Here is a 12,947-nt window from a genome sequence, read left to right as displayed (position 1 = left end):
TAAAGGAGCTGACAAGCAGAATGCCAAATTTGCTTAAAAATTTAGTGGAAAATGATAAGGCTGTTTTACGTAAGACGGCTAAAATGGCAGATCAAATTCTAGCCTTAGAAAAAACCTATCGTCCGATGTCGGATGAAGAATTAAAAAATATGACCGTAGAATTAAAAGAACGTTTAGCTAAGGGCAAAAGTCTTGATGATATTTTACCTGATGCTTATGCTGTCGTGCGGGAAGCGGCGCGCCGGGTTTTAGGCTTAAATGCCTATAAGGTTCAAATTCAAGGAGGGATTATCCTTCATGGTGGGAACATCGCTGAGATGAAAACCGGGGAAGGTAAAACCCTAACCGAAACTATGCCAGTTTATTTAAATGCCCTAGCTGGTAAAGGGGTCCATGTGGTAACAGTTAACGATTATTTAGCAACCCGTGACTCCCAAGAAATGGGGGAAGTTTATCGCTTCTTAGGTTTAACCGTCGGCTTAAACTTAAACTCAATGAATGCTTCCCAAAAACGTGAAGCTTATAATTGTGATATTACTTATTCAACCAATAATGAACTAGGTTTTGACTACTTACGGGACAACATGGTTGCCAGTCAAAGTCAAATGGTTCAACGTCCGCTTTATTTTGCGGTGGTCGATGAAGTGGACTCTATCTTAATCGATGAAGCCCGGACTCCATTAATTATTTCTGGTCAAGCTGGTAAGTCAACTGCCTTATATACACGGGCTGACTACTTTGTTAAAGGCTTGAAAGAAGAACGTGACTATACGATTGATTTAACCTCTAAGTCTATATCATTAACTGATGAAGGGGTCGATAAGGCTGAACGCGTTTTCCGTTTAAATAACCTTTATGATGTGGATAATACTGCCTTAGTTCATCATATTGACCAAGCGCTTCGGGCTAACTATATCATGCTATTAGATATTGATTATGTGGTTGATGAAGGCAAAGTTAAAATCGTGGATGGCTTTACGGGACGGATTATGGAAGGCCGTCGTTATTCTGATGGACTCCACCAAGCCATTGAGGCCAAAGAAAACGTTGAAATTGAAGACGAATCTAAGACCATGGCTACCATTACCTTCCAAAATTATTTCCGGATGTATGAAAAATTATCTGGTATGACTGGTACTGCTAAGACTGAAGAAGAAGAATTCCGTGAAATTTATAATATGGACGTGGTTCAAGTACCTACTAACCGGCCAGTTATTCGGGACGATGCTTCTGATCTACTCTATCCAAACTTAAAATCAAAATTCAAAGCGGTAGTAGAGGAAATTAAAGAACGACATGCCACAGGCCAACCGATTTTGGTCGGTACGGTTGCCGTAGAAACTTCTGAATACTTATCTAAATTATTACGCCAAGCTGGTATTCCGCATGAAGTCTTAAATGCTAAAAATCACTTTAAAGAAGCTGAAATAGTTATGCAAGCTGGTCAAAAAGGGGCCGTAACGATTGCAACTAACATGGCTGGTCGGGGTACCGATATTAAATTAGGCTCAGGTGTTAAAGAATTGGGTGGTCTATGTGTGATTGGAACTGAGCGTCATGAATCGCGTCGGATTGATAACCAATTACGGGGTCGTTCTGGTCGGCAAGGAGACCCAGGTGCTTCACAATTCTATCTTTCATTAGAAGATGATTTGATGCGTCGCTTTGGATCTGAACGAATCCAAGCTTTCTGGGAAAAAATGGCTGAGTCAGATGAAGATAATGATTTAGCAATCAATTCTCGTATGCTTTCTCGTCAAGTCGAGTCAGCCCAAAAGCGGGTTGAAGGGAATAACTATGATACCCGTAAGAATGTCTTGGAATACGACGAAGTCATGCGTGAACAACGGGAAGTTATTTACAAACAACGCTTGCAAGTCATTCAAGCCGAAGAGTCATTGACCCCATATGTTAAAGCTATGATTAAACGGACGATTACCCGTCAAGTTGAAATTGCTACGGAGGCAGATAAGAAGAAAGATTGGAACTTAGAAAGTTTACTTGATTTTGGTCATGCTGCTTTAGTTAGTCCGGATGAATTAAGTCTAAGTCAACTCCAAGGTAAGAATCGTAAAGAATTAATTAACTTCCTTTATGGTTTGGCTGAAAGTAAGTATGATGAAAAGATTGCTGCTTTAGCTACACCAGAACAAGTTAAAGAATTTGAAAAAGTGGTTATTTTACGAGTAGTTGATTCTAAATGGACCGACCATATTGATATGATGGATAACCTTCGTCAAAGTGTAGGTCTTCGTGCCTATGCCCAAACAAATCCATTGACTGAATATCAAACAGAGGGCTATGAACGATTTGAAGAAATGTCAGCCGCAATTGAATATGATGTGACTCGTTTTATTATGAAAGCCCAAATTCGTCAAAATATGCAAAGTGCCTAGTCAGGTTACGAGTTAAAAGGGACGGTTCCAGGTGCAAAGATTTTAAGTAAAATCAAGCTCTTGGCGACTGCCTCTTTTTCTTTTCTAGTAAAGGGGTAATTTAGATGGAATTATATGAAATGAAGAATTTTTTAACGGAGGCCCAAGACCAAGTTATCTCAATCAGGAGGTCTCTTTGACTTAGACCAATTGGAAGAAGATATTGCTGATTATGAGCACCAGATGCTGGCGCCTGATTTTTGGGATGATAATGATAAAGCTCAGAAGGTGATTAGTCAGTTGAACGAAGCGAAGGCTTCCTACCAAACCATTCAGGACTTGGTCAGTCAAGTTGATGATCTAGGGATGGCGCTGGAACTATATGAGGAAAGTCAAGATCTGGACATGCTAAGCGAAGCAGAAGACATCATGACAGTCACCAGTAAGGCTTTAAATAATTATGAATTACAATTACTTTTGTCAGGCCCCCATGATAGTGCCAATGCAATCTTAGAAATCCATCCTGGAGCTGGGGGAACAGAATCCCAAGATTGGGGATCTATGTTACTTCGTATGTACCAGCGTTGGGCCGACAAACAAGGCTTTCAAGTGGAGGTTTTAGACTATCAAGCCGGAGACGAGGCTGGTATTAAATCAGTCACTTTAGAAATCAAGGGCCACAATGCCTATGGCTATCTAAAATCAGAAAAAGGCGTCCATCGTTTAGTGCGAATTTCGCCCTTTGATTCCAATGCCCGTCGTCATACCTCCTTTGCTTCAATTGAGGTGACCCCGGAAATGGATGATTCCATTGAAATTGAAATTAATCCGGATGATATTCGAGTGGACACTTACCGGGCTTCTGGAGCTGGGGGTCAGCATATTAATAAGACTTCATCTGCCGTGCGGATTACCCATATTCCCACGGGGATTGTAACCCAAAGCCAAGCTCAACGGTCCCAATTCCAAAACCGTGATCAAGCCATGGCCATGTTAAAGGCTAAATTATATCAACGTGAGGAAGAGGAACGCGCCAAAGAGATGGCTGCCATTAAAGGCCAACAGTTAGAGATTGGTTGGGGTTCACAGATTCGGTCTTATGTCTTCCATCCCTATTCTATGGTGAAGGATCACCGGACCGGCTATGAAGTCGGAAATAGTCAAGCGGTCATTGATGGAGACTTAGATGGTTTTATGGATGCTTATTTAAAATGGCAGGTCCAAAATCAAGATTGAAAGCAAACTGAAGGGAGCGGGCAAGAAGTAGAAAATCTAAGATTTTAGTTTGCTGGAGTACTCGGAGCAAAGCGACATAGTGCTCCAGTAGCTGAGTGGACAAGTGAGCTCAGCTGCCTTAATTTCCTGCACAGTTGAGTTGATTAGGATGGAACAAGTTGTTTTGTGGCGTAGTTCCATTCAATCAACCACTGCGATTAGAAATGAAGATTTTGAAAATGAATAGACTGGAACTTTTTACAAGTTTCCTAAGTTAGCTTTTTACGTTAAAATAGAGATTATGAAAAAATACACTGAAAGGATGGTGACTTAAATGATTCAGTTAACCCATGTTAGTAAACGATATAGTAATGGGATTGTAGCTGTAAAGGATGCTTCCTTACGCATTGAACAGGGTGAGTTTGTCTATATTATTGGGCCCTCTGGCTCAGGTAAATCAACCCTCATGAAGTTAATGTATCGCGATGAGCGCCTGTCTAAAGGAAAATTAACCGTCGGTCCTTACCAAGTTCATGCGATTAAAAACCGCCATATTCCTAAATTACGACGTCATATAGGCGTAATTTTTCAAGATTTTAAACTATTACCTAAGTTGACAGTCTATGAAAATGTAGCTTATGCCTTAGAAGTTACCGGGGCGAAGAAAAAAGTGATTAAAGAACGGGTGAGAGAAGTATTACACTTGGTTGGCCTTACCCGAAAAGCTAACCAATTTCCCGATGAATTATCAGGTGGGGAACAACAAAGGGTGGCGATTGCGCGTGCCTTGGCTAATGAACCTTCGATTATTATTGCGGATGAACCAACTGGAAATCTAGACCCTAAAACGGCACGAGAAATCTTTGAGGTGTTAGAAACTATCAACGCTCAAGGAACCACGGTTATCATGGGGACCCATAATAATCAGTTAGTAGACCAGTATAAACACCGGGTAATTCAGATTGAAGCAGGTCGGATTGTATCCGATGAGGTAGAGGGGGATTATAATTTATGATATTTCGTAATTTTTTCCGTCATATCCGAGATGCCTTCCGTAATTTATTTAGGAATGGTTGGATGACGATTGCGACTATCTTAACCATGACCTTAACCCTAATCATGATTGGTGGTTTTGTCCTCTTAGCCCAAAATATTCAAAATATTACCCAAGATATTGAGGGTGGGGTTAAGATTCGGACCCATATTGATTTAGCAGCGGATAAGGATGACGAAGCCAAGCTAAAAGAATCAATCGAAGCCCTGGACCACGTTAGTGGGGTGACCTATCGGACTAAGGAAGAAGAATACCAAGATTTAGTCGCACAAATGGGTTCTGACTTTGAAATGTTTTCAGGTGATGATAATCCATTTTATAATGTCTTCTTAGTAGATGTTGATGATACAGCTAATTTAGAGAGTGTGACGCAAGCTATTTCTAAGCTTCCTTATGCAAGTGAGGTTACTTATGGTGAAATCGATACTCAGAATTTATTGTCAACGATCCAAATTGCACGAACTATTATTGCATTAGTGGCAGCAATTCTGATTGTAATCGCGATTCTCTTAATTTCTAACACAATTCGCCTCACCATTGCTGCGCGCCAAACTGAATTAGAGATTATGCGCTTGGTGGGGGCGACCAACCGTTATATTAAAGCTCCCTTTGTCTATGAGGGGATGTTTATGGGAACTCTCTCAGCAATCTTTGCCACGGCTTTACTTTATGCGATTTATAACGGGATTCAGTCGGCTAGTGTTGAACTGTTTGGAGCACGGATTTTAAGTTTTACCCCACTCTTTCCGATACTTTGGTATATCGGCGCTGGTTTATTAATTATCGGTATTCTGTTAGGTAACTTGGGAGCACGTCGAGCGACGCGGCGGTTTCTCCAAATATAAAAGACGTTGAATTATTCCCTTGAAGGTTGCTATGACTGCTAACCTTTAAGGGTTTTTGTTTAGAAGAGAAATTCCTTTAAGTCTTGAAATATTAAGTAATTAGAGAAAAAGTTTTCAACTCGCCTTTAGCATGGTAAGATTAACTTGCAAAAGATTCGATATATAATAGGAGGTCCCTCGTGGAACATATATTAATAGTGGATGATGAGCCATCAATTTTAACCTTATTAGCCTACAATTTACAACAGGCTGGCTATCAAGTTGATCAAGCAGACGATGGCTTATTAGCTTATGAAATGATTGAACAAAATAAGTATGATTTTATTATTTTGGATGTGATGTTACCTGGTATGGATGGGATGGATATTTGCCGTAAAGTTCGCAAAAAGGGGTCCCAGGTTCCTATCCTCATGTTAACGGCTAAAGATGAAGAATATGATAAGGTAGTTGGACTAGAATTAGGTGCCGACGATTATATGACCAAACCTTTTAGCCCACGGGAAGTTTTGGCTCGGATTAAGGCAATTTTACGGCGGACAGGTAGTCAAAATGACCTAAATATTGTTGACCTTGATGAAGAAGAAACCATGGAAGTAAGAGATAATGATAATTTTGGCTTAGAATTGGACCAAATTCGTCATAATTATGAAAATACACTAGCAAAAGGAGCAGAGAGTCCAGTTACTCAAGAGAGTCGTTTGATAAAGGTGGGCGAGTTAGAAATTTATCCTGAGCACTATGAAGTGCGGGTCAACCATAAAAAAGTCGATATTACCCCTAAGGAATTTGAATTATTGGTTTATATGGTCACACGACGAGGCCGAATTTTGAGTCGCGAACAATTATTAAATTCAATTTGGGATTTTGATTATGTGGGAGAAACTCGAATTGTTGATGTTCATATTAGCCATTTGAGAGAGAAAATCGAAGATAATAATCGCCATCCTAAATATATCCAAACAATGCGTGGCTTTGGTTATAAATTTGAGGTACCAGAATAATGCCGCAAAAGTCAAATCGATTTTTAAAATGGCTTTTTAACCGGTCTCTCTTCTTTTTACTCTTAGCTTTAATCACGGTTAGTTTAGGCTTAGACCGGGTTTTAGATGCTGCGATAATTAATCAATTAGACCGGGCAACACCCTATCTTAGACAGGTCCAAATGGTTGATTCAAAAGATTTTATGGATAACTTAGAGACAATCAATGGGATAGAGCCGGTTGAGCAGACGCTTGATTCCGATACCCGGATTATTGCTGTTTCTGGACCGCAGTTATTTAAAAACCTACCCATTAGTTTAAAAATGTTGAGTCAAGAGATAAGAAAAGCCCCGAGCAGGACCGGAAAAATCAATGGCTTATATTTTCAACGGGTCGAGGCCATTGACCAGGAAAGCCCTGCCTATTATTTAGTTTATGAACCGTCCTATTTTAAATCCACCCAAGCAATTTTTAACCGGGTTAAGATTGCCAGTCTACTAGCAATTATCTTAGTATTTCTGTTAGGCCGCTTAGCACTTTATGGGACTGTAACTAAGCCTATCCGCGAGATGAGCCAACAATTACGTCATATTGTTGATTCAGATTATCGTTATTATAAGGTCACTGCAAATTTTACTAGTTTAGCTGATTTAAATGATTCGGCAGAGGATTTAGTGACCCAGCTCCGGCACCAATATCGGAATCTTGAGGACAGTGAACGACGCCTATCTATTTTATTAAACCATTTAAATTTAGGTGTGCTTTTAATAGATGATCGTGATCGGATTGAATTAAATAATCCTGAATCGTTGAAACTTTTAGACTTATCTGCGCCAATTGTTGGTTTACCTTTTGAAACAATCATTCGTTCAGTTCGGTTGGTTGAACTGATTAGGGCAGTACAGAAAGATGAACAAGCTAAGCAAGAAGAAATTGAGTTTTACTATCCCGATTACCGGGTGATTGATGTGAATATTATTCCTTACCAACGGGAACGGTCTGGTCATATAGCTCATTCATCCTTAGTATTGCTATATGATGTGACCCGTAACCGTAAATTAGAAACGATTCGTACGGAATTTGTTGCCAATGCATCACATGAGTTACGGACACCAGTTACTGCTATTAAAGGTTTTGCCGAGACGCTTTTAGATGGAGCCCTTTCAGACCCTGATATGACCAAGCAATTTGTTGAAATTATTGCCAAGGAAAGTAATCGTTTAGAAGTGATTATTCATGATATCTTAGAATTATCCCGGGTTGAAAAAAATTCTGAACCTTGGGAGACTCAGCTTTTAGACTTAGTAGCGACTGGCAAAGCAGTGTTACAATTATTTAAACAAGCCTCCCAACAGAAGAACATTCGAATGAATTTCTCATCTAATATTGACCAGCTTATGATCGATTCCAATAAACATCGTCTAGAACAAATTATGATTAACTTAATTGATAATGCGATTAATTATTCTGATTTTGGGGGCGAAATTCTACTAGCCGTTGAAAAAGTTAAGCAAGGAGCCTTGATTCAAGTGTCCGATAAAGGAATTGGAATTCCTGAAGCAGACCAGAGTCGGATTTTTGAACGCTTTTATCGAGTGGATAAAGATCGAAGCCGCAATTCAGGTGGAACAGGACTGGGCCTATCCATTGTTAATAATTTAGTGAGGATTATGGAGGGCAATATTCAGGTTACCAGTGTAGAAGGACAAGGAACCACGTTTAAAATTTTTATTCCTATTAATAATTAATTCCGGAAGCAATGTAAACGTTTGTGTAAATTTTTCTGTATCGAATTTACATAAAATTTACATTGTTTTTACATTTAATCTGTACAATAGGAATGTAGTATCTATGGTAGATGTTATAGTAGATTTAGGATGAGGAGATTGCATATGCGACGTGGTGATTTGAAGGAATCATTGATGAAGTGGGTTTTTATTTTCTCTGCTTCAATATCAATCATTTCGATTATTTTAATTTTTTACTTTATTCTTAAAGGCGGTTTGCCTTTTATGTTAGAAGAGGGATTTGGTAAATTCCTGCTAGGTGATGTATGGCGACCAACAGCTTCTAACCCTAAGTTTGGAATTTTACCGATGATTGTGGGATCTATCATTGTTACTCTAGGGGCAGTTATTGTTGGGGTTCCGATTGGAGTGTTAACCGCAATTTTTATGGCATTTTTCTGTCCAGACAAGTTATATCGTTTTGCTAAACCAGCCATTAACTTAATGGCGGCGATTCCATCGATTGTTTATGGTTTCTTTGCCCTCCAAATTTTTGTGCCGATTTCACGGGATTTATTTGGTGGAACAGGGATGAATATTATCACCGCTTCAGTTTTACTTGGAGTGATGATTTTACCAACTATTATTGGACTTTCTGAAGCAGCCTTACGGGCCGTACCTAATTCCTTCTATCAAGCCAGTATAGGTCTAGGAGCAACCCATGAGCGGTCTGTTATGAACGTGGTAGTGCCGGCAGCAAAACCAGGAATTTTTTCAGCCATTATTCTTGGAATTGGACGGGCCATTGGTGAAACCATGGCGGTCATTTTAGTTACTGGGAACCAACCAATATTCCCACGTAATCTTGCTTCAGGAACACGGACCTTAACCACAAATATTGTATTGGAGATGGGTTATGCCTCTGGTCGTCACCGTGAAGCGCTGATTGCAACAGCGGTGGTCCTCTTCATTTTCATTTTAATCATAAATAGTATCTTTATGGTGGTTAAATCGAAAGGGGATAGATAAGCATGAATAAATTTATCAAAGGACTTGTCTGGGTAGCGGGTCTATTTACCCTAGCCATGCTCATGTTTATTGTAATCTTTATCTTTTATAAAGGGATTCCTAATATGAACTGGGGTATGTTTAATTGGAAATATACGACATCCAATGTTTCGATGATGCCTGCAATTATCTCGACACTTGTCATTGTGGCAATCGCCTTATTAATCGCCGTTCCTTTTGGGGTCTTTACCTCTTTCTATTTGGTAGAATATGCAGATCCAAACAATAAGTTTTTAAAAGTGATTCGTCTAGCTACAGATACCTTAGCGGCAGTTCCTTCCATTGTTTATGGTTTGTTCGGGATGTTATTCTTCGTCATCAATTTAGGGATGGGATATTCACATTGGGCTGGGATTTTAACGATTACCATTATGATTTTGCCAATTATTATCTCTTCCACAGAAGAAGCATTGCGGTCCGTCAATAATGAGTTACGGATGGGTTCATTGGCCTTAGGCGCTGGTAAATTAAGAACAATTTTTACGGTTGTTCTACCCGTAGCCATGCCAGGTATTTTGTCAGGGATTATCCTTGCTGTTGGGCGTATTGTTGGTGAATCTGCCGCGCTTATTTATACCCTTGGGTCATCTACCTCTATGCTTAGAGGGTTAGGGGATTCCGGACGGACACTAGCTGTTCATATGTATATGCTATCGCAAGAAGGTTTTCATGTGAGTGAAGCCTATTCAACCGCAGCAATTTTAGTCTTAATGGTTCTAATAATTAATTCAATTTCTACATGGTTAAGTAACAAGTTAGCTTCAGGAGGAAAATAAGATGACCAATCCAATCAAATTTGATATTAAAGATTTAGATTTTTATTATGGTGATTTTCATGCATTAAAAAACATTAATATGGCAATTGAATCCAATAAGGTGACTGCTTTTATCGGACCATCTGGTTGTGGGAAATCAACCTTTTTAAAAACTTTAAACCGGATGCAAGATTTAGTACCTGGCACTCGGGTGGATGGCTTAATCCGTTTAGACGGTGAAGATATTTACCAAAAAAATTATAATGTCAACCTTTTACGTAAACGGGTTGGGATGGTTTTCCAACATCCAAATCCATTTCCAAAAACGATTTATGATAACATTGCTTATGGTCCTCGGACTCATGGTATTAAAGACCGTAAGGAATTAGATCGGATTGTTGAAGAAAGTCTTAAAGGCGCTGCTGTCTGGGAAGAAGTAAAGGATAAATTGGACCGTAAAGCAACCGATTTATCTGGGGGGCAACAACAACGGATTTGTATTGCTCGGGCGATTGCCAATGATTCAGATGTTTTATTGATGGATGAACCAACTTCTGCCTTAGACCCAATTTCCACTAATAAAATTGAAGAATTAGTTCATGATTTAAAGAATAAATATACTGTTATTATTGTGACGCATAATATGCAACAAGCTGGCCGTATTTCTGATAAAACAGCTTTCTTCCTAACCGGAGAAGTGGTAGAATTTGATGATACTGAAAAGATTTTCTCTAATCCAGTTGACCAACGGACGAATGACTACATCTCAGGTCGCTTTGGTTAGATTAAACCCAAAAAGGGAGGAAGTAAGAAATGAGAACGCTATTTGAAGAAGAATTAGTAGACTTATCCAATGATATTACGCGTTTAGGTAATGCTGTCGTAGAATCTTTCCATAAAGCAATCAAATCATTTAAAGACGCTGATGAAGAATTAGGCCGAGAATTGATCTCAGATGATTTAAGAATCAATTACTTAACAAATGAAATTGAACAAAAAGCCTATAAGATTGTTGCTTTACAACAACCGGTATCCCATGACTTACGTCGGGTCTTTGCGGCTTTGATTTCATCCAACGATTTTGAACGGATAGCTGACCACTCTGTATCAATTGCTCGTGCTGTGATTAGAACAGAAGGAATTGAAAATCGAGTTGATATTTTAGATGAAATTATCTTCACGATGCAGAATTTTGTAGGTGAAATGCTGGTTGAAGTGATTGAGGCCCGGGCTAACTATGATGTTGAAGCCGCTAATCGTATTGCGGCTAAAGATAAAGAAGTCGATGCGCAATTAAAACGTCTCTATCACGAAGCTGCAAAATGGATGCAAGAAAACAAAGAGGATGTTGCTCGCGGAATCCAATATGTCGGCATTGGTACTAGCTTAGAACGGATTGGGGACTATGTGACTAATATCTGTGAGCGGATTATCTATGTTGAAACTGGTTCGATTATCGAATTAAATAATTAAATAATTAAATCATAAAATTATGGATGAAAGGGACTTGGGCGAGAGGCTAGGTCCCTTTTTTAGTTAATCTTAAAGAACTGGAGTCTATTATAATTAGAGCAAGCTTAGGATCATACGATCTAAGCTTGCTCGTTTCCTTTACATAAAATTTACATAAAATTTACTAAGAATTTATATTCAGATGGTAAACTTAGCTTGTATCGATGGAAATTGGTCTGTCGGACATTGTTTCTAATACAGAAAAGCAAATTAAAGGAGAGATTTTTTAATGAAAAAATCATTGCAATTCGTATCATCTGCCGCTTTATTACTTGCTTCTTTTGTGCCAGTTTTCGCACAAGAAGGACCTATCAATGTAATTTCTCGTGAAGATGGTTCAGGTACTCGTGGCGCTTTTGTTGAAATCGTTGGTGTTGTTGACGAAAATGGCGACGACATGACTTCACAAGCAGCAAGTATCCAAAACTCAACGAATGGTGTTATGACTACTGTTGCTGGTGACCCAGCTTCAATTGGTTATATCTCTTTAGGATCTTTAGATGATTCAGTTAAAGCGGTTAAGGTTGACGGCGTTGAAGCAACTGCTGAAAACATTAAAGCTGGGGACTATGCAATCGCTCGTCCATTTAACGTAGCTTGGAAAAAAGATGGCGAAATGTCTGACGTAGCAACTGACTTCTTATCTTATATCCACTCAGCTGATGGACAAGCAATCGTTGAAGAAGAAGGCTATATTTCATCTGCTGGTGTTAACGAAGAAGAAGAAGCTGGCTCAGAAGAAGCTGCATCTGAAGAAGGTTCAGAAGCAGCAGGTTCAGAAGAAGCTGCATCAGAAGAAGGCTCAGAAGAAACTGCATCTGAAGAAGCTGCATCTGAAGAAAGCTCAGAAGAAGCTACATCAGAAGCTGGTTCAGAAGAAGCTGGAGCTGAATTAGCTGCTTATGAAGCTAAAGAAGGCTTAAAAGGTGACATAGAAGTTGTTGGTTCTACTTCTGTAACTCCTTTAATGGAAAAATTAGCTGAAGAATATATGGGCTTAAATCCAGATGTTAAAATTAACATCACTTCAAACGGTTCATCTGCTGGTATGGAAGCTGCTATGGAAGGTACCGCTGATTTAGGTATGGCTTCTCGTGAATTAAGTGATGAAGAAAAAGAAGCTTTAGAATTTGATGCAATCGCAATTGATGGTATCGCAGTGGTTGTTAACAAAGAAAACGCTGTTGAAGACTTGAAATTAGAAGCTATCAAGAATATCTTCTTAGGCGATGTTGCTGACTGGGCAGAAGCTGTAAAATAATTATAGATAAATAAATTATTTTCAAGGAGTTGGGTGAAAGCCTAGCTCCTCTTTTTTTATTTTAAAATGCCGGATATAAAGCTAAGATAAGGTTTTTAAATATACATAAAAGTTAATAATCAAATTACAGACTTGGTTGGGAAATGAGTCTATTT

10 protein-coding genes and 1 pseudogene are annotated in these 12,947 nt (G+C 39.0%); all 11 read left to right on the top strand.

Annotated elements, in window-relative coordinates; all coding sequences use genetic code 11:
- Positions 1 to 20: 20 nt before the first annotated feature.
- A pseudogene (secA, locus tag HMPREF9257_RS02460) lies at positions 21 to 2,387 on the top strand (preprotein translocase subunit SecA); the annotation flags it as partial.
- 113 nt (positions 2,388 to 2,500) lie between these two features.
- Positions 2,501 to 3,611 (top strand): peptide chain release factor 2 gene (prfB, locus tag HMPREF9257_RS02455; protein ID WP_218015539.1). Its coding sequence is split into 2 segments (ribosomal slippage): positions 2,501 to 2,572 and positions 2,574 to 3,611, totalling 1,110 coding nucleotides; the frame shifts between segments, so codons are not numbered across the junction.
- Between the two features lie 313 nt (positions 3,612 to 3,924).
- Positions 3,925 to 4,605, top strand: coding sequence for a cell division ATP-binding protein FtsE (gene ftsE / locus HMPREF9257_RS02450; protein WP_006417883.1), 681 nt, complete (start codon positions 3,925 to 3,927; stop codon positions 4,603 to 4,605).
- Positions 4,602 to 5,489, top strand: coding sequence for a permease-like cell division protein FtsX (gene ftsX, locus HMPREF9257_RS02445; protein ID WP_006417953.1), 888 nt, complete (start codon positions 4,602 to 4,604; stop codon positions 5,487 to 5,489). Before ftsE ends, ftsX begins: the two co-directional genes overlap by 4 nt.
- Positions 5,490 to 5,668: 179 nt before the next feature.
- A complete protein-coding gene (locus HMPREF9257_RS02440) occupies positions 5,669 to 6,490 on the top strand; it encodes a response regulator transcription factor (protein ID WP_006417788.1) in 822 nt (273 codons plus the stop codon).
- Complete coding sequence (gene pnpS / locus HMPREF9257_RS02435; protein ID WP_006417834.1) at positions 6,490 to 8,217, top strand: two-component system histidine kinase PnpS; 1,728 nt, start codon at positions 6,490 to 6,492, stop codon at positions 8,215 to 8,217. The genes HMPREF9257_RS02440 and pnpS overlap by 1 nt, the downstream gene beginning before the upstream one ends.
- 144 nt (positions 8,218 to 8,361) lie before the next feature.
- Positions 8,362 to 9,225, top strand: a complete 864-nt coding sequence (gene pstC / locus HMPREF9257_RS02430) for a phosphate ABC transporter permease subunit PstC (RefSeq protein WP_006417758.1) — start codon at positions 8,362 to 8,364, stop codon at positions 9,223 to 9,225.
- Between the two features lie 2 nt (positions 9,226 to 9,227).
- Positions 9,228 to 10,040: a phosphate ABC transporter permease PstA gene (gene pstA, locus HMPREF9257_RS02425; RefSeq protein WP_006417876.1), complete on the top strand. Its 813-nt coding sequence runs from the start codon at positions 9,228 to 9,230 to the stop codon at positions 10,038 to 10,040.
- Between the two features lies 1 nt (position 10,041).
- Positions 10,042 to 10,803: a phosphate ABC transporter ATP-binding protein PstB gene (pstB, locus tag HMPREF9257_RS02420; protein WP_006417926.1), complete on the top strand. Its 762-nt coding sequence runs from the start codon at positions 10,042 to 10,044 to the stop codon at positions 10,801 to 10,803.
- 29 nt (positions 10,804 to 10,832) lie between these two features.
- On the top strand, positions 10,833 to 11,492 hold the full coding sequence (phoU, locus tag HMPREF9257_RS02415; RefSeq protein ID WP_006417936.1) for a phosphate signaling complex protein PhoU: 660 nt from the start codon (positions 10,833 to 10,835) through the stop codon (positions 11,490 to 11,492).
- A 268-nt stretch (positions 11,493 to 11,760) separates the two neighbouring features.
- Complete coding sequence (locus HMPREF9257_RS02410) at positions 11,761 to 12,792, top strand: substrate-binding domain-containing protein (protein WP_006417880.1); 1,032 nt, start codon at positions 11,761 to 11,763, stop codon at positions 12,790 to 12,792.
- Positions 12,793 to 12,947: the final 155 nt, after the last annotated feature.

The sequence above is a fragment of the Eremococcus coleocola ACS-139-V-Col8 genome, assembly GCF_000183205.1.
GTDB classification, from domain to species: domain Bacteria; phylum Bacillota; class Bacilli; order Lactobacillales; family Aerococcaceae; genus Eremococcus; species Eremococcus coleocola.
The sequence above is the reverse complement of the archived record's forward strand: the minus strand, read 5'-3'. Positions and strand labels throughout refer to the sequence as shown.